Raw genomic sequence first — 22,645 nt, 5'->3', positions numbered from 1 at the left:
GATTGCCATGGTTGCCAGCACTGTGTTCTTCCGCCGCCGACTCGCCTCGCATTGCCGCAGCGCGCTGCTGGCGCTGTGTGTCGCCGTGTCGGCGCCGGCCGCCGCCCAGGCGGCCAACCCGTCTGACTGGTGGGTCTATGTCGCCAATGATTACACCGACGAGATCAAGGACCTGCTGGCACAGGGGGCCGACCCGAACGTGCGCTACCGCAATGGCCAGCCGGCCATCATGCGGGCGGTGGCGGACGGCGCGTGGAAGGTCTTCGACGTGCTGGCGGCCCATCCGCGCACGGACGTGAACATCGAGAATCCGGCCGGCGAGACGCCCTTGATGTACCTGGCCATCGCCGGCCAGGTGGAGCGCGCCCGCGCGCTGATGGCGCGCGGCGCGCAGGTCAACCGCCTGGGCTGGACGCCGCTGCACTATGCGGCGTCCAAGGGGCAGTTGGCCATGGCGCGGCTGTTACTGGACAACCAGGCCATGGTGAACGCGCCCGCGCCCAATGGCGAGACGCCGCTGATGATGGCGGCGCTGTCGGGCAACAAGGCCATGGTGGATCTGCTGGTGAAGGCGGGGGCGGACGTCACGACCCGCGATACCAAAGGGCAGGACGCCGCCGACTGGGCGGCCACCGGCAAGTCCACCAAGCTGGCCGCCGATCTCAAGGCGCTGATCGCCCAGCAGGACGCGGCCAAACGCGCCCGCCGCGCCAGCGGGCCCGCCGAGCCGCAAGCCGATGCCGTCGACGCCGCCACGGCGCCGACGGTCAGCGCGCCGGTGCCGGCGGCGGCACCGGCGGCACCGACCGAGACCCCGCCGCGGGAAGCGGCCAGCCCGTCGTCCGCGCCCAGCGTCGGCGGGGTGTCGGGGGTGCGGCTGAACAACTACGACACGCCGGCCTCGCCCTGAGACGCGTCCTGCGCTCACCCGTCAAACCCGCCTGCTGGCGGGTTTTTTCTTGGGCGGTGCCGGACGTCGATTCGGGGTTTTCCCTGTGAATTCTCATTAGCTGGGAAAAATTTCAATCTTTACCGCCATAAATTGATAATCTGCGTGGCATCAATCCTTGGAGTGCGTTGATGGATCAGTCGGTAGGGGCGGGCGCGGATCGCGTGCTGTACGTGTTGGCCACGCTGGCCCGGCACGACGGCCCGCTGAGCATTGCCGCGCTGGCGGAAAAGACCGGCCTGGCCCAAAGCACCCTGTACCGCCAGGTGGGGCTGCTCAAGCGCTGGGGCTTCGTGGCCGAACACGAGGGCGAATACGGCCCCGGCCCGTTGTGTGTGCAACTGGCCTGGGGGTTTGATCAATCGTCGTTCCTGATCCACGAGGCGCAACCGGACATGGCGGCCTTGGCCGCCGCCTCGGGCGAGACCATCGGCCTGCTGGTGGCCGTCAAGGACCAGGCGGTGTGCCTGGACATGGTCGAAAGCCAGCATCCGTTGCGTTGTTCCTTCACCAAGGGGCGCGGCCTGCCGCTGGCGCGCGGCGCCTCGGCCAAGTCGCTGCTGGCCTTCATGCCGGCGGCGCGGCTGCAGACGGCGCTGGCCGTGCTGGCCAAGGAATCGGGCGTGGACCCGGCGCGCCTGGCCGACGAGCTGCAGGCCATCCGCGCCCAGGGGTACGCCGTGACCGACAGCGAGGTCGACGCCGGCGTCTGGGGGGTGAGCGTGCCGATCTTCCAGCGCGCCAATCAGGCGGTGGCCTCGATCACCCTGATGGCGCCTTCGACCCGCGCGGCCCAGCGGCCGCAGGCCTTCATCGACCTGACCGTCGCGGCCGCCCGCCGCATCTCGGGCAGGCTCCAGGCGCATTGACGCCACCCTTTATCCGGATTTCCCGCTGTTCCCGCCATTGCCGCCTCATCGCCAGACACCGCATCACCCCGCAGACCGTATCGATCGCCGTATCCGTATCCCACTTTTTCTTTCAGGACTTGCCATGACTACTCGCCGCACCCTGTTGACCGCCGCCCTGACGCTGGGCCTGGCCTGGAACCTGGGCACCGCCCACGCCCAGGAAACCATCCGCGCCGTGACCGACGCCACCTTCCCGCCCATGGAATTCGTCAAGGACGGCAAACGCACCGGTTTTGACATCGAACTGGTCGAGGCCCTGGCTGGCGCCATGGGCAAGAAGGTCGAATGGATCGACATCGACTTCAAGGGCCTGATTCCCGCCCTGCAGGCCGGGCGCGCCGACATCGCCGTGTCGGCCATCTACATCACGCCCGAGCGCAGCAAGGTGGTGGACTTCACCGACCCGTACTACGCCGGCGGCCTGGTGGTGCTGACCAAGAAGGACGGCCCGGTCAAGACGCTCAAGGATCTGGACGGCCGCAAGGTGTCGGTGCAGGTCGGCACCAAATCGGTCAACTATCTGAAGGAACACTACCCGTCGGTGCAGCGCGTCGAGGTCGAGAAGAACCAGGAGATGTTCAACCTGGTGCAGATCGGCCGCGCCGATGCCGCCGTGACCGGCAAGCCGGCCGCCAAGCTGTTCGCCCAGAGCACCACCGACCTGACGGTGCTGGCCGATCAGATCACCACCGAGGACTACGGCATCGCCGTGCCCAAGAACAAGCCGGAACTGACGCGCGGCCTGAATGAAGCGCTCAAGAAGATCAAGGCCGATGGCACGTACCAGGCCATCGTCAACAAGTGGTTCGAGGCGCCCGCGAAATGAACCTGGATTTTGCTCCCGTCTTCGCCGACTTCGACGCGCTGCTGCGCGGCGCGGTGGTCACCGTCGAGGTGACCGCCGGCGCCTTGCTGCTGGGCTGTGTCATCGGCCTGCTGGTCGGCGTCGGCCGGCTCAACCCGCAGCGCAGCATTATCTACAACCTGTGCAGCGTCTATCTGCTGTTCTTTCGCGGCACGCCGCTGCTGGTGCAGCTGTTCATCTGGTTCTTCGGCCTGCCGCAGTTCGGCGTGACGCTGCCGGCGTTCGCCTGTGGCGTGCTGGGGCTGGGCATGTATTCCGGCGCCTATGTGTCGGAGATCGTGCGCGGCGCGATCCAGTCGGTCGACCGCGGCCAGACCGAGGCGGCCCGTTCGCTGGGCATGTCGTCGGGCCAGGCCATGCGCATCATCATCCTGCCGCAGGCGGTGGTGCGCATGATCCCGCCGCTGGGCAACGAGTTCATCGCGCTGATCAAGAATTCGGCGCTGGTGTCGCTGTTGACCATCCATGACCTGATGCACGAAGGGCAGAAGATCATCAGCGTGTCGTACCGCTCGCTGGAAACCTATCTGGTGGTGGCGCTGATCTACCTGGTTCTGACCACGGCCGCCATGTTGATTCTGCGCAGGATCGAGCAACGCCTGCGCGCCGGGGGGATGGTGCAATGAACGCCGTGAATCCGAAAGAAATGATCCGCATCCGCGGCCTGCGGAAGTCCTATGGCGACCACGCCGTGCTGCGCGGCATCGATTTCGATGTGCTGCCGTCGCAGGTGGTGGTGGTGATCGGGCCCAGCGGCTCGGGCAAGAGCACGCTGCTGCGCTGCTGCAATGGGCTGGAAGTGGCCCAGGGCGGCACCGTGGAGATCTGCGGCCAGATGCTGCAGAACGAGGGCGAGCTGCTGCCCGAGGCCGAACTGAACCGCCTGCGCATGCAGGTCGGCATGGTGTTCCAGGGCTTCAATCTGTTCCCGCACCTGTCGGTGTTGGATAACGTCACCGTCGGGCCGCGCACGCTGCGCGGCATGGGGCGCGATGAGGCCAATGCGCTGGCCGAGGACCTGCTGCGCAAGGTCGGCCTGGCGCAGAAGATGGCGGCGATGCCGGCCAGCCTGTCGGGTGGCCAGAAGCAGCGCGTGGCGATTGCCCGCGCGCTGGCGATGCAGCCCAAGGTCATGCTGTTCGACGAGCCGACCTCGGCGCTGGATCCGGAGCTGGTGGGCGAGGTGCTGCAGGTCATGAAACTGCTGGCGCGCGAAGGCATGACCATGATGGTCGTGACCCACGAAATGGGCTTTGCCCGCGACGTGGCCGACGTGGTCGCGGTGATGGACGGCGGCGTGATCCTGGAAGCGGGCGCGCCCGAAGTCATCTTCAGCCAGCCGCGCGAAGCGCGCACCCGCGAGTTCCTGCAGGCGGTGCTGAGCACGGGGCAGGGGGCGGCATGACAGCGGCGCAACTGGACAAAAGCCTGTGGACCGCGCGCGACGACAGCGCCGAGCGCGGCGACACGCGCCGGCTGGCGCACATCGTCGAAGCGGCCGCCGGGCAGACTCCGGCGGCGGGCGAACCGGTGCTGCTGGGCTTTGCCTGCGACGCCGGCGTGGCCCGCAACCAGGGCCGCACCGGCGCGGCTGCCGGTCCGGCCGGCATCCGCAAGTACATGGCCGGCCTGCCGGCGCACGGCCTGACGCGCCTGCTGGACGCGGGCGACGTGGCCTGCGAGGGCGACCTGCTGGAAGACGCGCAGGAGCGCCTGGGCCTGGCGGTGGCCGATCTGTTGCGTCAGGGCGCGCGCCCGCTGGTGCTGGGCGGCGGCCACGAGATCGCCTGGGGCAGCTTCCAGGGCCTGGCGCACTGGCTGGCCGAGCGCGATGACGAAGGGCCGGTGCTGGTGCTGAACCTGGACGCGCACTTCGATTTGCGCACCGGCCGGCCGGGCAGTTCCGGCACGCCGTTCGACCAGATCGCGCATTACTGCGAGGCGCGCGGGCTGGCGCTGCAATACGCCTGCCTGGGCGTGTCGCGGCTGGCCAATACGCCGGCGCTGTATGCGCGCGCGGCCGAGGTGGGCGCGGTGTGGGTCGAGGACCGCGACATGCAGGAACGCCACCTGGCGGCGCGCCTGGCCAATGTCGACGCCTTGCTGGCGCGCGCCCGCCACGTCTACCTGACGATCGACCTGGACGTGCTGCCGGCGGCGGTGATGCCGGGCGTGTCGGCGCCGGCGCCCTATGGCGTGCCGCTGACGGTGATCGAGGAGATCGTGCTGCGCGTCAAGGCCAGCGGCAAGCTGCGCCTGGCCGACATGGCCGAGTACAGCCCGCGGTTCGACATCGATGGTCATGGCGCCCGCGCGGCGGCGCGCCTGGCCTGGCAACTGTTGTCCAACTGACGCGGCGCGCGGGCAGCCGCCCGCCGCGCCGCCACGGCCCGCCGTCACGCCCGCCCGCGCGAGCGTGACGGCGGGCTTTTTCATGCCCGCATGGCGCGGGCTGGACGCTGCCGGATCGCGGGGCTAGGATAGACCCAGCGTTTCGGCAGGCTCGGTGACGCGCGCGATCGCCATTTGTATTATGCGTCCCCAAATAATATTTTTTCATAAAATATGGGGCCATATCTGGCTTGTGGATAAAATGGCGCAACTTTGTCAGGAGAGCATGTTCATGTCTCAAATTCCCACCCATGCCTTGCCGTCTTATCTGAATGCCGACGACCTCGGCCCCTGGGGTAATTACCTGCAACAAGTCGACCGGGTCACGCCGTACCTCGGTTCGCTGGCGCGCTGGGTCGAGACCCTGAAGCGGCCGAAGCGCTCGCTCATCGTCGATGTGCCGATCGAGCTGGACAACGGCAGCGTGGCGCACTTCGAGGGCTACCGCGTGCAGCACAACACCTCGCGCGGCCCGGGCAAGGGCGGCGTGCGTTTCCACCAGGACGTGACGCTGTCGGAAGTGATGGCGCTGGCCGCGTGGATGTCGGTCAAGAACGCCGCGGTCAACCTGCCGTACGGCGGCGCCAAGGGCGGCATCCGGGTCGACCCGCGCAAGCTGTCGCAATCCGAACTCGAGCGCATGACGCGCCGCTACACCTCGGAGATCGGCGTCATCATCGGCCCCTCCAAGGACATTCCCGCCCCTGACGTGAACACCAACGCCCAGACCATGGCCTGGATGATGGACACGTACTCCATGAACGAAGGCTCGACCGCCACCGGCGTCGTGACCGGCAAGCCGATCGCGCTGGGCGGCAGCCTGGGCCGCGTCGAGGCCACCGGCCGTGGCGTGTTCGTGGTCGGCTGCGAAGCCGCGCGCGACCTGGGCATCGATGTGTCCAAGGCGCGCGTGGTGGTGCAGGGCTTCGGCAACGTGGGCGGCACCGCCGCCCGCCTGTTCCATGAAGCGGGCGCCAAGGTCATCGCGGCTCAGGATCACACCGGCACGGTGCACAATCCGGCTGGTCTGGACGTCCACAAGCTGCTGTCGCACGTGTCGCAGCACGGCGGCGTGGGCGGCTTCTCCGGCGGCCAGGCCCTGGACAAGAACGAGTTCTGGACGCTGGAAACCGAGTTCCTGATCCCGGCGGCCCTGGAAAGCCAGATCACCGTCGACAACGCCGCCAAGGTGCGCGCCAAGATCGTGGTGGAAGGCGCCAACGGCCCGACCACCCCGGAAGCGGATGACATCCTGGCCGAGCATGGCGTGTACGTGGTGCCGGACGTGCTGGCCAACGCCGGCGGCGTGACGGTGTCGTACTTCGAGTGGGTGCAGGACTTCTCCAGCTTCTTCTGGAGCGAGGACGAAATCAACCAGCGCCTGGAGCGCATCATGCGCGAAGCCTACGCCTCGGTGGCACAGGTGGCGCGCGAGCACAAGGTGACGCTGCGCACCGCCGCGTTCATCGTGGCTTGCACCCGCATCCTGCAGGCGCGCCAGGTGCGCGGCCTGTACCCGTAAAGTCCCTCTGGCGCCCGGGCCCGGCCCGGCGCGCGCAGGAGCGTGAGGAAGACAGGAAAGCCGCCCCGACCCGGGGCGGTTTCCGTTTGGGCGGCGTCCATGCGGGCCGGCGCGCGCCTCGGGCGCCAGGGCCTGCGTGGCGCCGTCCGCCCTAGGACTTGGGCAGCAGTTCCGGCTTGAGAATGCCGCGCAGCTCGGCGTAGGGGATGCTCAGCTCGGGCTCGCCATGCGAGTACGGCGCGATCGAGTAGGCGTCGTACTTGACCACGATGCCGTCGCGGGTGAGGGCGAAGTTGTCGCTTTCCTGGAACGGCCACATCTTGTTGTAGGCCGCCGGGTCGCGCCGGGCGTCGGCGTTGCCGGCCAGCCATTTGGCGTGCGCCTGCCGCAGCGCGGCCACGTATTCGGCGCGGCGGCCGGGGATCAGGGCCTCGTCCAGCGCCATGACGCGGCCGCGGCTGCGTTCCCAGTTCAGGTATTGCGTGGCGGGAATGCCGTGCGCCGCGCCGGTCAGGAACTGCTCGGTGTGCAGCTCGATCGAGACAATGTCGCCGACGGTGTCCTTGACGCTGGCCTTGAAGTAGGTGGCGTCGCGCGGGCGCGCGGTGGACCAGAAATACTGCGTGTATTCGGACAGCGTTTCGTAGGGGCCGCGGCGGTTGGCGTCGGTGCCGGTCATGTAGGCCAGCACGTGGTCGACCAGCGCGCTCAGCTTGGGGATGCCGGGAAAGGCCACGCTGTCGATCTCGATGCGCGGGCAGTCGCCCTTGCAGCCGGGCTTGCTGGAGGCCCACTTGATGCGTTCGGTGGCCAGGTCGCCGATCTTCTCGGGCGTGGCCGTGCCGGCGGCCGGGGTATCCAGCGTGATATTGGCGGGGGGCGAACTGCCGCAGCCGGCCAACGCCAGCAGGACGGCTGCCAAACCCACGGCGCAAAGGCCGCGCGGGGCGCGGGAACGACGCATTGAACTACCTCCAGAAAACCCGGCCGCGCCCCGGGGCGCGGCCGTCCAACTCAAACCCGCGGCGCCTCAGGGAACGACCGCGGTCCATTCGGGCGTGGAGAACTTGTCGACGGCCTGGGCCTCGGCCTGGGCCAGCGTGGCCGCGCCCAACTGGCCCGGCGTCAGCCGGTGCAGGCTGGCGAAGGTGTCCACCATGCGCTGGATGATGACCTCGCGCGCCAGCCCGGTCTGGGTGCGTAGCGGGTCGACGCGCTTCTTGGCGCTGGTGGTGCCCTTGTCCGACAGTTTCTCGCGCCCGATGCGCAAGACTTCCACCATTTTATCGGCGTCGATGTCGTAGGACATGGTGACGTGGTGCAGCACCGCGCCGGCGCGGCGGGCCTGGGCGGCGCCGCCGATCTTGCCGCTGTCCGAGGCGATGTCGTTGAGCGGCTGGTACCAGGCCTTGATGCCCAGCCCCTGCAGCGCCTGCAGCACCCAGGCGTCCAGGAAGGCATAGCTTTCCTGAAAGCTCATGCCGTGCACCAGCGCCTGCGGCGCGCTCAGCGAATAGGTGATGCTGTTGCCGGGCTCGATGAACATGGCGCCGCCGCCGCTGACGCGCCGCACCACTTCGATGCCGTGGCGCCGGGCGCCGTCGGGGTCGACTTCGTTCCTGAGCGATTGGAAGCGGCCGATCACGACCGCGGGCGCCGACCATTCCCAGATGCGCAGGGTGGGCGGGCGCGTGCCGGCGCCGACCTCGTCGGTGATGACGGCGTCCAGCGCCATGTGCAGCGCGGGGCGCTGCGGGGCTTCGTGGATCAGTTGCCAGTCGTAGTCGTTCCAGTCGGTGCGCGTCATGCCAGCGCCCTCCGCAGTACCACCGCCACGGCCTCGGCCGAGAAGCCGAACATTTCGGTATCGGCCGGCAGGGCCGATTGCACCGCCAGCGCCAGTTCCAGTTCGCCGGCGTCGGCCGGCAGGCCGTTCAGGCCGCGGTTGATGGCTTCCAGGGCCTCGGGCGGTTCCAGGAAGAAATCGCCGCTGATGCGGACATTGGCCAGGCGGCCGTCGCGGACGTCCAGGTCCGCCACCACCAGCTTGCCGCCGGGGACTTTGTATTCGCCGTGCATGGGCGCTCCTTTGTGTATCAAGCCTGGCGCCGCGGGCGCTACAGGCTCAGTTTCATGCCGTCATGGCTGGCCACGAAACCCAGGCTTTCGTAGAAGCGGCGGGCGTCGGGCCGGGCGCGGTCGGTGGTCAGTTGCACCAGGGCGCATCCGTGCGCCCGGCATTGCTCGATGGCCCACTCGAACATGGTGCGCCCCAGGCCCTGGCCGCGCGCCGACGAGGCGATGCGCACGCTCTCGATCTGTCCGCGCCACTGGCCCAGCCGCGACAGGCCGGGGATGAACGATAACTGCAAACAGCCGATCAGGTGCGCGTCGCGCTCGACCACCGCGAAGAACTGGTTCGGATCCTGCTCGATGGCGGCAAAAGCCGCAGTGTAGCGGGGGTTGAGCGGAATCGACGGATCTTCGCGCTTGGCGCCCAGTTCGTCGTCGGCCAACATGGCGACGATGTCGGGCAGATCGGCCGCGCGCGCGCGGCGGAACCGCAATGGGGAGTCGGTCATGGCGGCCTCGCTCAGCGCACGTTCTGCGCCGTCTGGCCGAACAGGATGCGGCGCGATTGCTCGTCGCTGACGGACGGCGCGGTGTTGATCTTGTCGGCCAGCGCATAGGCGCGCTGCACGGCGGGGCGGGCGGCGATGGCGTCGAACCAGCGCTTCAGGTGCGGGAAGTCGTTCAGGTCCTGGCCCTGCTTGGCGTGCGGCACGATCCAGGGGTAGGCCGCCATGTCGGCGATGGAGTAGTCGCCGGCGACGAATTCGCGGTCGGCCAGGCGCTTGTCCAGCACGCCGTAGAGGCGGTTGGTTTCCTTGACGTAGCGCTCGATGGCGTAAGGAATGCGCTCGGGCGCGTAGCCCGAGAAGTGGTGGTTCTGGCCGGCCATGGGGCCCAGGCCGCCCATCTGCCAAAACAGCCATTGCGAGACCTCGGCGCGGCCGCGCGGGTCGGCGGGCAGGAAGCGGCCGGTCTTCTCGGCCAGGTATTGCAGGATGGCGCCGGACTCGAACAGCGACAGCGGCGCGCCGCCGTCGGCGGGCTGTCGGTCGACGATGGCGGGAATGCGGTTGTTGGGCGCGATGGCCAGGAATTCGGGCTTGAACTGGTCGCCCTTGCTGATGTTGACCGGGTGGATCTCGTACGGCAGCCCGGTTTCTTCCAGGAAAATCGTGATCTTGTGGCCGTTGGGGGTGGTCCAGTAATAGAGATCGATCATGGGGGATTCCTCGGCGTCTTGGCGCCGCCGGCCGCTGCCGGCGGATGGGAAGGCCCATGATAGCGGCGCCTCGCCCGCCCCGCCGAATACCCCGGGGCGCGGTGCGGGTTTGAGGCGCGCCCCGCATCGGGCCGGCTCAGGCCGCGCCCGGCCGCGCGCCGCCGCGCAGGCGCCACTGCCAGTTCAGGCTGACGCCGGCGGCCGCCAGGAAGATCATGGCCACGCCCACCACCTGGGTCGCGTCCATGCGGTGGCCGTACACCACCAGGTCCAGCAGGATCGCCACGGCCGGGTAGATAAAGCTGAGGGCGGCGGTGGAGGTGGTGGGCAGCTTTTGGATGGCCGAGTACATCAGGATGTACATCAGGCAGGTGTGGATCAGGCCCAGCGCCACCAGGCAGCCCCATTGCAGCGGGGCGGCGGGCAGCGCCTGGAAGTCGGCCATCGGCAGCAGCATCACCGCGCCCAGCGTCACCTGCACCAGCGCCAGCACCTGCGGCGGGATGCCCTTCAGGCGCTTGACGATGACGGCCGTGACGCCATAGAGCGCCGCCGCGCCCAGCCCCAGCAGCAGGCCCGAAAGATAGGCGTCGCCGCCGCTGCGGTCGTTGAGCTTGAGCACCAGCAGCAGGCCGGCGAAGGCGATCACCGACCACGCCAGCTTGCCGCGCGTGGGGCGTTCGCCCAGGAACAGCGCGCCCAGGCCGATCAGGAAGACGGGCTGCACGTTGTAGACGGCGGTGGCCAGCGAGATCGACGCCAGGCGGTAGGCCGAGAACAGCAGCACCCAGTTCAGCACCAGCGCGGCGCCGGCGGCCAGGGCCAGCGCCAGCGTGCGGGCCGTGAACAGGCCGGGCTTGAGCAGGCCGCGCGCCCAGCAGTACAGCAACAGCGCCAGGGCGCCGAAGACGCAGCGGAAAAACACCACGTTCCAGGCGCTCTGGCCGGATTCCAGGACGAATACGCCCAGGGTGCCGGACAGGGTCATGGCGGCGGCCATCTGGGCCAGGCCGAGGCGATCGGATGAGGGGGACATGGGAGGCTCCACAAGGGCGCGCGGCGCCCGATTCGATGGGGAAATTATCCCAGGCAGACTCGGCCGGTTATATGATGTTGCTGCGGTAGTTCTGCGCTTGAACCTTTGTTTGGGTGGATTTCATGAAAAATGACCTAAGGAATGAAAACCCGGTACTGGATGGCATCGACCGCCGCCTGGTCGAGATGCTGACGGCCAACGCGCGTACCACCACCGCCGACCTGGCGCGCCAGGTCGGCATGTCCGCGCCGAGCGTGGCCGACCGCCTGCGGCGGCTGGAAGAGTCGGGGGTGATCCGCGCCTACACGCTGGATGTCGATCCGGTGGCGCTGGGCTACACGCTGGAGGCGATCGTGCGCATCCGGCCGCTGCCGGGACAGTTGCGGCGGGTCGAGGGGCTGATCCAGGAGATTGCGGAATTCGTGGAATGCGACAAGGTCACCGGCGACGACTGCTTCATCGCGCGCGTGGTGCTGCGCTCGATCACGCACCTGGACGGCATCCTGGAGCGGGTGACCGAGTTCGCCGAGACCAATACGGCCATCGTCAAGGCGCATACGGTGCGGCGCCGGCTGCCGCCATTGCGTTGAGCGGCGCGCGGCCGGGGCGACCGCGGCCGGCCGGCGCGGCCCGGGCCGCGGCGATTCAGGCGGCCGGCACGGCCAGGGCGCGGACGATGTCGTCCTTCAGGGCGGCCGGGGTGTCGGTGGGGGCGTAGCGCTTGATCACCTGGCCGTCGCGGCCCACCAGGAACTTGGTGAAGTTCCACTTGATGCCCTCGGTGCCGAAGACGCCGGGCTTTTCGCCCTTGAGCCAGCGGTACAGCGGGTCGGCGTTGGCGCCATTGACGTCGATCTTGGCGAACAGCGGGAAGGTGACGTCGTACTGGGTGGTGCAGAAGTCGAGGATCTCGGCCTCGTTGCCCGGTTCCTGGCGGCCGAACTGGTCGCACGGGAAGCCCAGCACCGTCAGGCCGTCGTCGCGCAGGGCGCGATAGAGCTCCTCCAGGCCCGAATACTGTGGCGTGAAGCCGCATTTCGAGGCCACATTCACCACCAGCAGCACCCGGCCGCGGTAGGCGGCCAGCGGCTGGTCGGCGCCATGGATGTCGCGGGCCGAGAAATCGTAGATCGTGGTCATGCGGGCTCCTTGTCAGGCATCGGGACGCGGCGAGGCCAGCGCGCCGCTTTGCGGCGGCGGCATCATCGCGCTGTGTCGTCCATAGTAGCGCGTGCCCCACAGGGTCAGCAGCAACACGGCGGCGGTGATGGCCGCCGACATCCACGGCAGGTCGGTCAGCGGCAGGCCGTGGCCCAGCGCCAGGCTGCCCAGCCAGGCGCCGCCGGCGTTGCCCAGGTTGAACGCGCCCTGGTTCAGCGTCGAGGCCAGGTTGGGCGCGTCGGCCGCCTGGTCCACGATCAGTGTTTGCAGCAGCGGCACCACGGCAAAACCCAGCGTTCCCCAGATGAAGGTCATCACCAGCATCGGCGCCAGCGCGTGGATGGCCTGGCTGAGCGCCAGGAACACCAGCAGCAGGCCCAGGAAGATACGGCGCAGCGACACTTCCAGGTTGCGGTCGCCCAGTTTGCCGCCGAGGGTGCTGCCCACGGTGAGCGCGACGCCGAACAGCAGCAGCACGCCGGTCACGCCGCGCTCGGAGACGCCGGTGATGTCGCGCAGGATCGGCGCGATGTAGGTCAGCACGCAGAACAGCGCGGCCGAGGCCAGCACGCTGGCCAGCAGCGGCCACAGCACCCGCACCTCGCGCAGCACGCGGAACTCGCGCAGGATGTTGCCGGGTTGCATGGGAATGCGGGCCGGCAGCCAGGCCGCCAGCGCCGCCACCGCGGCCAGACCGATGGCGCTGACCACCCAGAAGGTCGAGCGCCAGCCCGCCGCCTGGCCCAGCGCGGTGCCCAGCGGCACGCCCAGCACGTTGGCCAGCGTCAGGCCGGTGAACATCAGCGCGATGGCGCTGGCGCGCTGGTGGCGCGGCACTAGGTCGGCGGCCACCACCGCGCCGATGCCGAAGAAGGCGCCGTGGCAGAAGGCGGTGAAGACGCGCGCGGCCATCAGCGTGCCGTAGCTCGGCGCCAGCGCGCAGAGCAGATTGCCCAGCACGAAGGTGCTGGCCAGGCCGATCAGCGTGGCTTTGCGCGGCAGGCGCGCGGTGATGATGGCCATGATCGGCGCGCCGATCACCACGCCCATGGCGTAGCCGGTGATCAGCAGGCCGGCGATGTCGATGCTGACGTCGAGGTCGGCCGCGACGTTGGGCAAGAGGCCCATGATGACGAATTCGCTGGTGCCGATGCCGAAAGCGGCGGCGGCCAGCGCGATGAGATGCAGGGGCATGTAAAACCGGGGCGAGGGCCGGGCGCTCGGGGCCGCGGCAACAGGGAAGGGAGCGTGGATTTTAGAGCAGCGGCCCGCGCGCGCCGCCGCAAATCCCTGCCGCTGATGCGGGCATCCCCGTCGCGCGCGCTCAGACCAGTTTCAGATCCAGCGGCGAGGTGCCCGGAAAGACCCGCGTCAGGCGGGCCTGGTCGAGCCCGTAGAGGCGCGCGAACAAGCCGGCGAACAGCGCGCGGTATTCGTTCAGCACCGGGTAGTCGCGGTCCTGGAACAGGGTGTCGCGCTTGACCGGCACCTGGCGGCCAATGATGCGGCCGCCGCGCACGTGGCCGCCCATCACCCAATAGACCGTGCCATGGCCGTGGTCGGTGCCCTTGTTGCCGTTTTCGCGGAAGGTGCGGCCGAACTCGCTGATGACGACCACGGTGGCCTGATCCCAGGCCGGGCCCATGGCGTCGGCGTAGGCGGCCAGCGCCCGGCCCAGTTGTCCCAGCCGATTGGCCAGCAGGCCGCTGGCGCCGCCCTGGCCGACGTGCGTGTCCCAGCCGCCGACGTCGACGAAGCCGAGGTTGTAGTGCTCGCGCATGAAGCGGCCGATGCGGCGCGCTTGTTGTTCGAGCTTGCCGGCCGATACCGCGTTGCCGCCGGCCGCGTCCATTTCCGCTTCGAGTTCGGCGCGGCTGGCATCCATGATGCGCTGGCCTTCGGCGACCGCGGCGCCCAGGTCGGTGTGCTGGTACATGGCGGCGATGGCGCGGTGGTCGGCCGCCGAAAGCCGCGACTTGCGCGCGGCGCCGTCCAGGTCGATGTTGGGCACGCGGGCGCCGCCGCGAAAGATCTGCGGCAGGTCGGCGGTGAAGGCGGCCGCCTGGTCGCCCCGGCCGCCGAGCGCGGCGGCCAGGCGGTTCAGGAAACCCGAGCGGAAGTCGCCGCTGCCGTCCCGGGCCGCGCCCTGGCCCAGTTCGATGCGGTTCTGGGTCTCGAAGTGGCTGCGGCTGGTGTCGTCGGTGCCGGCGAAGGGCACAAAGGCCAGTTGCCGCTTCTGGTAGAAGGGCATCAGGCTGTCGGCCAGCGCCGGGTGCAGGGCCCAGCCGTCGCCCAGCGGCAGGGCGGCGGCGGCGCCGCTGCCGGGCCTGGGGATGGCGATGGTCGGGCGCGATTCGTAATAGAAGTCGCTGGCGGCCGGCACTAGCAGGCTGGCGGCGTCGTAGGCGCCGCGCATGAAGACGACCAGCAGCTTGTTGTTGGCCGCGGCCGGCGCGGCATACAGGCGGCCGGCGCCGCAGGCGAGCGGGGCCGAGGCCATGAGTTGCAGGATGCGGCGGCGATGCATGGTGGGTCTCCCACGGCGCCTCAGCGCCGCATGAATTCGGGCGAGGCCAGCAGATAGGTGTTGGCGTCCTTGGGGTTCTGCGCGTGGGCGATGGTGTCGCGGGTGGCGGGTGACAGGCGCGCGAACAGGCCGTCGCCGGCGTGCTCGCGCAACAGGTCGGGGATGCGCGGCAATTCCACCGGCCCTTTGTCCTCGCCCTCGCGGTAGAACGCCTGCGGCGCGGCGGCAATCGCGCGCGCCACTTCGAAGCGCGCGGTCATCTGACCGGAACCGGCCCAGTCCGATTGCGCCTGGGGGTAGCCGTCGGGTGTCAGGCGCTGGTTCAGCGGCTGGCCCAGTTGCCGCAGCATGGCCAGGCCCGGCCGCGGGGTGGCGATGGCGGGCAGATCGGCGTAGGTCAGCCGCAAGGCCGAGTAGACGTAATGCACCGGGTCCTTGAACACGCCGGTCTTGAGCGACTGCGTGAATTCGGGCGAGCCATACAGGGTCTGCAAGGTGGCGGCGATGTCGCCATCGCTGGCCAGGAAGGTCCTGGCCATGCGGTCGACCACGGCGGCCGGGGGCGCGTCGCCCATGAAGTACGCGGCCAGCTTGGCGCTGATGAAGCGCGCGGTGGCGGGATGGCGCGCCAGCAGATTCACGGCCTCGTCGACCTCGGCCAGGCCGGCGCCGTGGATGGTGTGGCCCAGGAAGCGTTTGTCGCCGTAGTCGTGGCGCGCCGGGTTGAACAGGAACAGGCCGTCCCATACCACCTGGTCGTGCAGCGCCGGCCTGACCTTGGGCGGGCCGTCCGCGCCGTGGAGGCCCAGGCCGGTGAGGATGCGCGCCAGTTCCTGCACATCGGTCTGCGTGTAGCCGCCCTTGACGCCCAGTGTGTGCAGCTCCATCAGCTCGCGCGCGTAGTTTTCGTTGAGGCGGCCGGCGGCGTTCTGGGTGTTGTCCAGGTACACCAGCATCGCCGGCGAACGCAGCGTCGCCGCCAACAGGTCGCGGAACTTGCCGAGCGCGTGCGGGCGGATGGCGCGTTCCTCGTACTGGTCGATGTAGGTGCCGATGTCGTTCTTGGCGGCATAGACGTTGAAGTGGTTCATCCAGAACCAGGTCATCTGTTCCTGCAACTGGTTGGGAGAATACAGCGCGCGATAGAAGGCGCGGGCAGCGGTGTCGTCGGCGCGCTGGCGCGAGATGGCGCGGGCGTCGCGCTGGGCCTGCTGCTTCGGGCCGGGGGCGGCATCCTTGGCCTGCTGGCGCAGCGCGCGCTGCGCGGCGTGCGCGTCCTCGGCGCGCTGGCGCGAGATCGCCAGCGCGTCGATGCGCTGTTGCACGGCGGCGGGCAGGCGCGCCTTCGGGTCGGGATGCAACTGTGCCTGCAGGTAGCGTTGCGGACCCAGTTCACGTATGCGCGCCAGTTCGGCCGGGGTGGCGCCCCAGGTGATGCGGTTGACCAGCGCGGCGTCGAGCGCCCGGGTCTCGGCCTGCTGATCCCAGGCCACCGCGTTGGCCGCCGCCTTGGGCGCCGGGGCGGGCGGGGCCGTGGCGGCCCGCGGCGGCGCGGGCAGCGCCAGGGCCGCCAGCGGCGGCAGCAGGAGCGCCAGGCGGCGCGGCAAGGAGCGCAAGGACGGCATCGAGCGGACACCTTTCTGGTTGATGGTTGCGGCCTGCCGTCAGCAGGCGGTCAGGATCGGCAACGGGTCGGACGGCCCGGCCAGAACCTGCGGGTGTGACAAGATAGTCGCACTGCCATTCCCGCCGCGATGCCGCTTGAAACGCACGGAAACGCCTCGTTTGGGGGCGCGCCGCCGCCCCTGCGCGGCGCGGGGCGATTGCGGCCGCTGCGGTCGCGACGGCCTATCATGGGCCATCGCAGTCAGTGCAAACGGCGCCAAGGAGGCCTGCCATGCGGGAAATGATCGATCGTCTGGAAGCCATGCTGGCCAAGGGCACGGACAACATGTTGTTGCGATTTTCGCTGGGCAAGGCCTATGCCGAACAGGCGTGCTTCGGCGAGGCCGAGACGCACCTGCGCGCCTCGCTCGCCTTCGATCCCGCCTATTCGGTGGCCTGGAAGTGGCTGGGCAAGGCCTGCCTGGGACGGGGCGACAAGGCCGGCGCGCGCCAGGCCTGGGAGGCCGGCCTGGAGGCCGCGCAGGCGCGCGGCGACAAGCAGGTGGAAAAGGAACTGCGGGTGTTCATGAAGCGCCTGGACAAGGACGCGGCCGTCGCGCCATGAGCCGGCGCGGCCGGCCCGCCATTCACGCGGCCGCCGCGCGGGCGGGGCGCGCAGGGCGCTTGGCGGCGATGCCGGCGGCGGCCGGGGGCCGCGCCCGGTGGCTCACGGGCCGCGCCGTTCCAGCCGCGGCGGCGCGGGCCGCGCGGCCGCGATCAACGCCGCGGGCGTTGGCGCCGCCGCGCGCTTGGGCAGCACGGTCTGGGCGCCAGCGATGCGGAACACCTCGATGGCGTGGCGCAACTGCGCGCCCCGGGTGCGCAGGTTGTCGACCGCGCGGCTGGCCTGCTCGACGCGCGCCGCGTTGCTTTGCGCGGCGCTGTCGGTTTCCGAAATGGTGCGGCTGACGTTGTCGATGCCGGTGTGCTGTTCGTTGGAGGTGGCGGCGATCTCGTTGACGATCTGCGTGACCTGCCGCACCGAGCCGACGATGTCGAGCATGGCGCTGCCGGCGCGCTCGACATGGCGCACGCCGTCTTCGACCTTGTGGTTGGAGGCCTCGATCAATTCCTTGATCTCGCGCGCGGCGGTGGCGCTTTTCTGCGCCAGGCCGCGCACTTCGGCGGCCACCACCGCGAAACCCTTGCCGGCCTCGCCGGCGCGCGCCGCTTCCACCGCCGCGTTCAGCGCCAGGATGTTGGTCTGGAAAGCGATGCCATCGATGATGCCGACGATCTCGCTGATGCGCGCGGTGCTTTGCACGATGCCCTGCATCGCCCGCACCGCGTCATCGACTACCTGGCCGCCGCGCCGGGCCGCGTCCGAGGCCTGGTTGGCCATCTGATCGGCGCCGTGGGCGTTGGTGGCGGTCTGCTTCACGGTGGAGGCCAACTGTTCCATGCTGGCCGCGGCTTCCTCCAGCGAGGCCGCCTGGCGTTGCGTGTGGGCCGAGAGGTCGGCGTTGCCGTCGGCGATCTCGGCGGCCGAGGTCAGCGCGCTTTCGATGCCGTGGTGGACGTCGCGGGTGATGCTGACCAGGCTCTTGCGCATCACTTCCAGCGAGAATTTCAGCGCGCCGATCTCGTCGCGGATGCTGCCCGGCGGCAGGGGCGTGCTGAGGTTGCCGGCGGCGATCTGGCGGGTGAAATCGGTCGCGGTGATCAGCAGGCCGGTGATCGAACGCGCGAAGCCCCAGCCGGAAGCGAAAATCAGGATCACGCCGGTTGCCAGCATGGCGGCGGCCAGCGCGATTTCCTCGGTGCTCATGCGATCGAGCATGCCGTACAGCGCCACGCCGGCCGCGCCCAGGAACAGGCTGGAGGCCAGCATGGCCCAGGCCAGCATGCGCGAGCGCACGCCGGTCAGGCGCCACAGCTTCAGGCAGGCCAGCACGCCGCGCAGGCCGGTGGGCGTGACCTGGCCCCGGCTGAGCCGCAAGCCGCGCGCGTTGCCCTCGCGCAGGCGGCGGTAGGCGGCGTCGGCGGCCTCGATCTGGGCGCGGCTCGGCTTGACCCGCACCGAGGCATAACAGACGGTCTCGCCGCGTTCGATGATGGGCGTGACGTTGGCCAGCACCCAGTAGTAGCCGCCGTCCTTGCGGCGGTTCTTGACCACGCCGGTCCAGGATTCGCCGCGCTGGATGGTGCGCCAGAGATCCTCGAAGGCGGCCTCGGGCATGTCGGGGTGGCGCACGATGTTGTGGGCCGCGCCCACCAGTTCCTCGCGCGTGAAACCGCTGACCTCGACGAACGCCGGGTTGGCGTAGATGATGCGGCCGCGGGCGTCGGTGCGCGAAATCAGGTACTGCTCGTCGTGCAGCGTGTATTCCTTGTCGTGGACCGGCTGGTTGTTGCGCATGCGTCATTCGTCCTGTGATGGGCGGGGCGTGTTGCTGCCGGATCATCGGGGACGGGCGCTGTTGCCGGGTTGATATATATCAAAACATTCTGAAACTATACGAAATGTATTCGGCGGTGGCGGCCGTCTGCCGTGATCTGATGGACGATTTGCAGGGATGGCCGTGACGGCTGCGGGCGGCCGGCCGTCAGGCCTTGGGCAGGTTGCCGAAGGCCTGTAGCGCGCGCAGCCGGCTTTGCGGCAGGTCGACGATGGCCGCGGGATAGCCGGCCGCCGCCCGTTCCATCGGGCTGGGGTCGTGGATGGCGCTGTCGTCCAGGTGCGCCAGCTCGGGCAGCCATTCGCGCAGGAACACGCCGCGCGGATCGAACTTGCGCGATTGCGACAGCGGATTGAAGACGCGGAAGTAGGGCACCGAGTCGGCGCCGGTGGAGGCGCTCCATTGCCAGCCGCCGTTGTTGGCGGCCAGGTCGCCGTCGACCAGGTGCGCCATGAACCAGGCTTCGCCCAGGCGCCAGTCGATCAGCAGGTTCTTGGACAGGAACATGGCCGTGACCATGCGCAGCCGGTTGTGCATCCAGCCCAGCGTCAGCAGTTGCCGCATGGCGGCATCGACGATGGGAATGCCGGTGCGGCCTTGCTGCCACGCGCGCAGGTCGCCCGGCGCGTCGCGCCACGGCACGGCGGCGGTCTCGGGTTTCATCGGCTGGTGCATCGACAGGGCCGGACAGGCGGCCAGCAGGTGCTGGTAGAACTCGCGCCACAGCAGTTCGTTGATCCAGGTGGCCACGCCCGCCTTGCCGCTTTCCAGTTCGCCCTGGTTGGCCGCCAGCGCCGCGCGCAGCGCCTGGCCGGGCGACAGCACGCCGGCCGCCAGATAGGGCGACAGGCAACTGGTGGCCGGCAGGCTAGGGAAATCGCGTTCGTCGCGGTAGGCGTCGATGACGCCGTCGGCGAAGGCGTGGAGCCGGTCGCCGGCCGCGGCTTCGCCGGCGGGCCACAGGGCGCGAATGGAATCGCTGGCGGGCGCGTAGCCATCGAAGGCGGCCGGCAGCGGATCGGCTTGCCAGGCGGGCGCGGTTTGCGGTCGGGGCGCGGCGATCGCGCGCGGCGGCGCGCTGCGCAGACGCTCGCGGCAGGCGCGCGCATACGGCGTGTAGACGCGGTAGCAGTCGCCCTTGCCGGTCACTACCGTGCCCGGGCGCAGCAGCGAGGCGCCATGATGCAGGGTCCAGTCGATGCCGGCTTCGGCCAGGGCGCAGGCCACCGCATCGTCGCGGCGCCGCTCGTTGATGGCCCACTCGGTGTTGGCGTGAACCGCCGCGATATCGTGTTCGCGGCAAAAGCGCAGCAGCGCGCCGGGAACCTGCTTCCAGGTATCGACGCTCAGCAGTTTCAGCGGGATGCCGAGCCGCGCCAGATCGCGCGATAGCACATGCAGGTTGCGCAGCCAGAAATCGACCTTGGCCGGGGCGTCGCCATGCGCGCGCCATTGTCCGGGCGTCGCGACGAACAGGGCGGTGACGGTGCCCTGCGCCGCCGCGGCCGCCAGGGCGGGGTTGTCGTGCAGGCGCAGGTCGGTGCGCAGCCAGATCAGGGTATGCATGCGGGCGAGGATCCGGAAATAAGGGGATAAAGGGCGCGGCAAGGCTGGCATTCTAGCGTGCGGCCGGGCGCGCGGGCGCTGCCCCGACACCATGTAAAAACTACGAGCAGATGTGACGAACCCGGGCGCGGCCGGGCCGCGCCCGGGCCGGGCGTGCCACAGCCAACGTCGCATGGCGCGGCCACTGCCGGCTCGTCAAACCATGAAACACGCTGGCGCTTTCTCTGTATTGACGCCGCCGTTGTGGCCGCCATGTAATTCATTGAACAGACAAAAAAGACGAACGATATGGGACATCTGATGGATTTGCGCCCGTCCTTCCTCAAAGGACGCACACCCGCCGCCAGGACGCCGCGCGACGTCCTGCAACAATTGTGGCGCTCGCTCGATCTGCCCGACGCGGCGCTCGAGCACCTGGTGTTGACCGGCGCGGATCCGGTGTTGCCCTCGTCGTTCGCGGTCGGCACCGCGGCGCAGGCCAGCATGGCGGCGGCGGCGCTGGCGGCGGCGGAAATCTGGCACCTGCGCGGCGGCGAGCGCCAGCAGGTCGGCCTGGACATGCGCCACGCGGCGCAGGAATGCCGCGGCCATTTCACCATCAATGGGGTCGCCCCGAACCCGCGCGATCCCATCACCGGCGTCTATCGTTGCGGCGATGGCGGCTGGGTCCGCATCCATGCCAATTTCCCGCATCACCGCGATGGCGCGCTGGCGTTGCTGGGCTGTCCCACCGGCGACGGCGCCACCCGCGAGGCGGTGGAACAGGCGCTGGCGCGCTGGCGCGCGCTGGATTTCGAGCAGGTGGCGGCCGATGCCGGGATGGTGGTGGCGGCCATGCGCAGCTTCGATGAGTGGGACCGCCACCCGCAGGGCCAGGCGATCGCGGCGCAGCCGTTGCTGACGGTCGAGCGCATCGGCGAGGCCGATCCACGGCCGCTGCCCAAGTACGGGCACGAGGCACGTCCGCTCAAGGACATCCGCGTGCTCGACCTGACGCGCATCATTGCCGGCCCGGTCTGTGGCCGGACACTGGCGGCCTATGGCGCCGACGTGATGCTGGTCAATTCCCCGCACCTGCCGAACATCGCCAACCTCATCGACACCAGCCGTGGCAAGCTGTCGGTGCACGCCGACTTGGACACCGCCGACGGCCGCATCGCGCTGGCCAATCTGCTGCGTAGCGCGCACGTGTTCGTGCAGGGCTACCGGCCGGGCGGCATGGCCGCGCTGGGCTTCGGGCCGCAGGACGCGGCCCGGCTGCGCCCCGGCATCGTGTATGTGTCGTTGTCGGCCTATGGCGCCACCGGCCCCTGGGCCAACCGCCGCGGCTTCGATTCGCTGGTGCAGACCGCCGCCGGCTTCAACCACGCCGAAGCCGAGGCCGCCGGGCAGGACGCGCCCAAGCCTTTGCCCATGCAGATCCTGGATTACGCCTCGGGTTACCTGATGGCGTTCGGCGCGCAGGCGGCGCTGGCGCGCCAGGCCACCGAGGGCGGAAGCTGGCACGTGCGCGTGTCGCTGGCGCAGACCGCGCACTGGCTGCGCACGCTGGGCCGGGTCGACCGCGGCCTGGCCTGTCCGATGCCCGGGTTTGCCGGCCTGCTCGAAACTGAGGCGTCCGGGTTTGGCGAGCTGGAGGCGGTGCGCCACGCCGCGCAGTTCTCGCTGACGCCGGCACGCTGGACGCGGCCGTCGAGCCCGCCCGGCACGCACCCGACGGTGTGGCCGTTCAACTAGTCGTTCAACCCGGCCTGCTTGCGCCGGCTACTTCCGGCCGGCCTGCCAGTCGCGCAGCGCGCGCAGGGTGTTGCTGACGTGGGCCTCGGGATTCATGTTGGTGTATTCGTACAGGATCTTGCCGTCGGGCGTGATGACGTACGACACGCGCTGCGCGCGATCGGGGCGCGCGTCCAGCACGGCGTCGTAGGCCTTCATGATCTTGCCGTCGCCATCGGCGGCCACCGCGAACTTGCCGCGGCATTCGCTGACCGAGAATTTGTTCAGGGTGGCGATATCGTCGGCCGAGACGCCGATGACGGTGGCGCCGAGCGACTTGTATTCGTCGGTGGCCTCGGCGAAATCATGGGCCTCGATGGTGCAGCCGGCGGTGAACGCAGCCGGGTAGAAATATAGGACCACCGGCCCCTGCTTGAGCGCCTCGGCCAGCTTGAAGGTGAACACATTGCCGCCGAGCGAGGCCTGGGCGCTGAAGTCGGGCGCGGGCGCGCCGACGTTGAGGGCGGCTTGGGCGGCGGGGCCAGCCAGCAGGCCGCAGGCGAGGAACAGGTGGGCAAGGCGCTTCATGAGGGTCTCCGCGAATCGGGGGGGCGTGGGCCCCGCGGACATCCGCGAGGCCAGGCG

At 69.6% G+C, this 22,645-nt stretch carries 23 protein-coding genes; 10 read left to right on the top strand and 13 right to left on the bottom strand.

Annotated elements, in window-relative coordinates; all coding sequences use genetic code 11:
* The first annotated feature begins 7 nt into the window (after nt 1-7).
* The 7 genes from ACN6O8_RS21345 (at nt 8) to ACN6O8_RS21315 (ending at nt 6,638) form a co-directional block, all read left to right on the top strand.
* A complete protein-coding gene (locus tag ACN6O8_RS21345) occupies nt 8-910 on the top strand; it encodes an ankyrin repeat domain-containing protein (RefSeq protein ID WP_427992987.1) in 903 nt (300 codons plus the stop codon).
* A 170-nt stretch (nt 911-1,080) separates the two neighbouring features.
* A complete protein-coding gene (locus tag ACN6O8_RS21340; RefSeq protein WP_427992986.1) occupies nt 1,081-1,818 on the top strand; it encodes an IclR family transcriptional regulator in 738 nt (245 codons plus the stop codon).
* 124 nt (nt 1,819-1,942) lie between these two features.
* Nucleotides 1,943-2,686, top strand: a complete 744-nt coding sequence (locus ACN6O8_RS21335) for a transporter substrate-binding domain-containing protein (protein WP_427992985.1) — start codon at nt 1,943-1,945, stop codon at nt 2,684-2,686.
* Nucleotides 2,683-3,351, top strand: a complete 669-nt coding sequence (locus ACN6O8_RS21330; RefSeq protein ID WP_427992984.1) for an amino acid ABC transporter permease — start codon at nt 2,683-2,685, stop codon at nt 3,349-3,351. Before ACN6O8_RS21335 ends, ACN6O8_RS21330 begins: the two co-directional genes overlap by 4 nt.
* Nucleotides 3,348-4,130, top strand: a complete 783-nt coding sequence (locus ACN6O8_RS21325) for an amino acid ABC transporter ATP-binding protein (protein WP_427992983.1) — start codon at nt 3,348-3,350, stop codon at nt 4,128-4,130. Before ACN6O8_RS21330 ends, ACN6O8_RS21325 begins: the two co-directional genes overlap by 4 nt.
* Nucleotides 4,127-5,077 carry a formimidoylglutamase gene (gene hutG / locus ACN6O8_RS21320; RefSeq protein ID WP_427992982.1) on the top strand — a complete coding sequence of 317 codons (951 nt, stop codon included), beginning with the start codon at nt 4,127-4,129 and terminating at the stop codon, nt 5,075-5,077. Before ACN6O8_RS21325 ends, hutG begins: the two co-directional genes overlap by 4 nt.
* A 271-nt stretch (nt 5,078-5,348) precedes the next feature.
* Nucleotides 5,349-6,638 carry a Glu/Leu/Phe/Val family dehydrogenase gene (locus ACN6O8_RS21315; RefSeq protein ID WP_427992981.1) on the top strand — a complete coding sequence of 430 codons (1,290 nt, stop codon included), beginning with the start codon at nt 5,349-5,351 and terminating at the stop codon, nt 6,636-6,638.
* A 151-nt stretch (nt 6,639-6,789) separates the two neighbouring features.
* Here the strand turns inward: ACN6O8_RS21315 and ACN6O8_RS21310 are convergent, their stop codons facing one another.
* From ACN6O8_RS21310 to ACN6O8_RS21285, 6 genes are all read right to left on the bottom strand, one after another.
* Entirely contained in the window at nt 6,790-7,602 is an 813-nt protein-coding gene (locus ACN6O8_RS21310) for an RsiV family protein (RefSeq protein ID WP_427992980.1), read from the bottom strand.
* Between the two features lie 66 nt (nt 7,603-7,668).
* Complete coding sequence (locus tag ACN6O8_RS21305) at nt 7,669-8,445, bottom strand: lipoate--protein ligase family protein (protein ID WP_427992979.1); 777 nt, start codon at nt 8,443-8,445, stop codon at nt 7,669-7,671.
* Nucleotides 8,442-8,717 carry a lipoate protein ligase C-terminal domain-containing protein gene (locus ACN6O8_RS21300; RefSeq protein ID WP_427992978.1) on the bottom strand — a complete coding sequence of 92 codons (276 nt, stop codon included), beginning with the start codon at nt 8,715-8,717 and terminating at the stop codon, nt 8,442-8,444. Before ACN6O8_RS21300 ends, ACN6O8_RS21305 begins: the two co-directional genes overlap by 4 nt.
* A gap of 38 nt (nt 8,718-8,755) precedes the next feature.
* The gene (locus ACN6O8_RS21295; RefSeq protein ID WP_427992977.1) at nt 8,756-9,220 is read right to left on the bottom strand and encodes an N-acetyltransferase family protein; all 465 of its coding nucleotides are present in this window, start codon (nt 9,218-9,220) and stop codon (nt 8,756-8,758) included.
* 11 nt (nt 9,221-9,231) lie between these two features.
* Nucleotides 9,232-9,930: a glutathione S-transferase N-terminal domain-containing protein gene (locus ACN6O8_RS21290; protein ID WP_427992976.1), complete on the bottom strand. Its 699-nt coding sequence runs from the start codon at nt 9,928-9,930 to the stop codon at nt 9,232-9,234.
* A 136-nt stretch (nt 9,931-10,066) separates the two neighbouring features.
* Nucleotides 10,067-10,966 carry a DMT family transporter gene (locus tag ACN6O8_RS21285; protein WP_427992975.1) on the bottom strand — a complete coding sequence of 300 codons (900 nt, stop codon included), beginning with the start codon at nt 10,964-10,966 and terminating at the stop codon, nt 10,067-10,069.
* A 122-nt stretch (nt 10,967-11,088) separates the two neighbouring features.
* Here ACN6O8_RS21285 and ACN6O8_RS21280 point away from each other — a divergent pair, with 122 nt between their 5' ends.
* Entirely contained in the window at nt 11,089-11,556 is a 468-nt protein-coding gene (locus ACN6O8_RS21280) for an Lrp/AsnC family transcriptional regulator (RefSeq protein ID WP_427992974.1), read from the top strand.
* Nucleotides 11,557-11,611: 55 nt separating this feature from the next.
* Here the strand turns inward: ACN6O8_RS21280 and ACN6O8_RS21275 are convergent, their stop codons facing one another.
* The 4 genes from ACN6O8_RS21275 to ACN6O8_RS21260 form a co-directional block, all read right to left on the bottom strand.
* Nucleotides 11,612-12,106: a glutathione peroxidase gene (locus ACN6O8_RS21275; protein WP_427992973.1), complete on the bottom strand. Its 495-nt coding sequence runs from the start codon at nt 12,104-12,106 to the stop codon at nt 11,612-11,614.
* 12 nt (nt 12,107-12,118) lie between these two features.
* Nucleotides 12,119-13,321 (bottom strand): MFS transporter, encoded by a 1,203-nt coding sequence (locus tag ACN6O8_RS21270; RefSeq protein ID WP_427992972.1) that lies wholly within the window; start codon nt 13,319-13,321, stop codon nt 12,119-12,121.
* Between the two features lie 130 nt (nt 13,322-13,451).
* Nucleotides 13,452-14,654 carry a DUF1501 domain-containing protein gene (locus ACN6O8_RS21265; protein ID WP_427992971.1) on the bottom strand — a complete coding sequence of 401 codons (1,203 nt, stop codon included), beginning with the start codon at nt 14,652-14,654 and terminating at the stop codon, nt 13,452-13,454.
* A 20-nt stretch (nt 14,655-14,674) separates the two neighbouring features.
* The gene (locus tag ACN6O8_RS21260) at nt 14,675-16,279 is read right to left on the bottom strand and encodes a DUF1800 domain-containing protein (protein WP_427992970.1); all 1,605 of its coding nucleotides are present in this window, start codon (nt 16,277-16,279) and stop codon (nt 14,675-14,677) included.
* Between the two features lie 272 nt (nt 16,280-16,551).
* On the opposite strand from ACN6O8_RS21260, the gene ACN6O8_RS21255 reads away from it, so the two are divergent.
* On the top strand, nt 16,552-16,884 hold the full coding sequence (locus ACN6O8_RS21255; protein ID WP_427992969.1) for a hypothetical protein: 333 nt from the start codon (nt 16,552-16,554) through the stop codon (nt 16,882-16,884).
* Between the two features lie 102 nt (nt 16,885-16,986).
* Here ACN6O8_RS21255 and ACN6O8_RS21250 read toward each other — a convergent pair whose 3' ends face one another.
* Nucleotides 16,987-18,678 (bottom strand): methyl-accepting chemotaxis protein, encoded by a 1,692-nt coding sequence (locus tag ACN6O8_RS21250; protein ID WP_427992968.1) that lies wholly within the window; start codon nt 18,676-18,678, stop codon nt 16,987-16,989.
* Nucleotides 18,679-18,865: 187 nt separating this feature from the next.
* The gene (phrB, locus tag ACN6O8_RS21245) at nt 18,866-20,284 is read right to left on the bottom strand and encodes a deoxyribodipyrimidine photo-lyase (protein ID WP_427992967.1); all 1,419 of its coding nucleotides are present in this window, start codon (nt 20,282-20,284) and stop codon (nt 18,866-18,868) included.
* A gap of 288 nt (nt 20,285-20,572) precedes the next feature.
* Here phrB and ACN6O8_RS21240 point away from each other — a divergent pair, with 288 nt between their 5' ends.
* Nucleotides 20,573-22,021: a CoA transferase gene (locus ACN6O8_RS21240; RefSeq protein WP_427992966.1), complete on the top strand. Its 1,449-nt coding sequence runs from the start codon at nt 20,573-20,575 to the stop codon at nt 22,019-22,021.
* 27 nt (nt 22,022-22,048) lie between these two features.
* Here ACN6O8_RS21240 and ACN6O8_RS21235 read toward each other — a convergent pair whose 3' ends face one another.
* Nucleotides 22,049-22,588, bottom strand: coding sequence for a peroxiredoxin (locus ACN6O8_RS21235; protein ID WP_427992965.1), 540 nt, complete (start codon nt 22,586-22,588; stop codon nt 22,049-22,051).
* Nucleotides 22,589-22,645 lie beyond the last annotated feature (57 nt).

Source organism: Achromobacter sp. (assembly GCF_050285565.1).
Classification (GTDB): domain Bacteria; phylum Pseudomonadota; class Gammaproteobacteria; order Burkholderiales; family Burkholderiaceae_B; genus Achromobacter.
The sequence above is the reverse complement of the archived record's forward strand: the minus strand, read 5'-3'. Positions and strand labels throughout refer to the sequence as shown.

Coding starts and splice junctions, on each gene's coding strand:
- ACN6O8_RS21325 (WP_427992983.1), top strand. CDS start 3,348: ATGAACGCCGTGAATCCGAAAGAAATGATCCGCATCCGCGGCCTGCGG.
- ACN6O8_RS21280 (WP_427992974.1), top strand. CDS start 11,089: ATGAAAAATGACCTAAGGAATGAAAACCCGGTACTGGATGGCATCGAC.
- ACN6O8_RS21260 (WP_427992970.1), bottom strand. CDS start 16,279: ATGCCGTCCTTGCGCTCCTTGCCGCGCCGCCTGGCGCTCCTGCTGCCG.
- ACN6O8_RS21310 (WP_427992980.1), bottom strand. CDS start 7,602: ATGCGTCGTTCCCGCGCCCCGCGCGGCCTTTGCGCCGTGGGTTTGGCA.
- ACN6O8_RS21255 (WP_427992969.1), top strand. CDS start 16,552: ATGCGGGAAATGATCGATCGTCTGGAAGCCATGCTGGCCAAGGGCACG.
- ACN6O8_RS21315 (WP_427992981.1), top strand. CDS start 5,349: ATGTCTCAAATTCCCACCCATGCCTTGCCGTCTTATCTGAATGCCGAC.
- hutG (WP_427992982.1), top strand. CDS start 4,127: ATGACAGCGGCGCAACTGGACAAAAGCCTGTGGACCGCGCGCGACGAC.
- ACN6O8_RS21330 (WP_427992984.1), top strand. CDS start 2,683: ATGAACCTGGATTTTGCTCCCGTCTTCGCCGACTTCGACGCGCTGCTG.
- ACN6O8_RS21305 (WP_427992979.1), bottom strand. CDS start 8,445: ATGACGCGCACCGACTGGAACGACTACGACTGGCAACTGATCCACGAA.
- ACN6O8_RS21340 (WP_427992986.1), top strand. CDS start 1,081: ATGGATCAGTCGGTAGGGGCGGGCGCGGATCGCGTGCTGTACGTGTTG.
- ACN6O8_RS21345 (WP_427992987.1), top strand. CDS start 8: ATGGTTGCCAGCACTGTGTTCTTCCGCCGCCGACTCGCCTCGCATTGC.
- ACN6O8_RS21265 (WP_427992971.1), bottom strand. CDS start 14,654: ATGCATCGCCGCCGCATCCTGCAACTCATGGCCTCGGCCCCGCTCGCC.
- ACN6O8_RS21235 (WP_427992965.1), bottom strand. CDS start 22,588: ATGAAGCGCCTTGCCCACCTGTTCCTCGCCTGCGGCCTGCTGGCTGGC.
- ACN6O8_RS21240 (WP_427992966.1), top strand. CDS start 20,573: ATGGGACATCTGATGGATTTGCGCCCGTCCTTCCTCAAAGGACGCACA.
- ACN6O8_RS21300 (WP_427992978.1), bottom strand. CDS start 8,717: ATGCACGGCGAATACAAAGTCCCCGGCGGCAAGCTGGTGGTGGCGGAC.
- ACN6O8_RS21290 (WP_427992976.1), bottom strand. CDS start 9,930: ATGATCGATCTCTATTACTGGACCACCCCCAACGGCCACAAGATCACG.
- ACN6O8_RS21285 (WP_427992975.1), bottom strand. CDS start 10,966: ATGTCCCCCTCATCCGATCGCCTCGGCCTGGCCCAGATGGCCGCCGCC.
- ACN6O8_RS21295 (WP_427992977.1), bottom strand. CDS start 9,220: ATGACCGACTCCCCATTGCGGTTCCGCCGCGCGCGCGCGGCCGATCTG.
- ACN6O8_RS21335 (WP_427992985.1), top strand. CDS start 1,943: ATGACTACTCGCCGCACCCTGTTGACCGCCGCCCTGACGCTGGGCCTG.
- ACN6O8_RS21270 (WP_427992972.1), bottom strand. CDS start 13,321: ATGCCCCTGCATCTCATCGCGCTGGCCGCCGCCGCTTTCGGCATCGGC.
- ACN6O8_RS21275 (WP_427992973.1), bottom strand. CDS start 12,106: ATGACCACGATCTACGATTTCTCGGCCCGCGACATCCATGGCGCCGAC.
- ACN6O8_RS21250 (WP_427992968.1), bottom strand. CDS start 18,678: ATGCGCAACAACCAGCCGGTCCACGACAAGGAATACACGCTGCACGAC.
- phrB (WP_427992967.1), bottom strand. CDS start 20,284: ATGCATACCCTGATCTGGCTGCGCACCGACCTGCGCCTGCACGACAAC.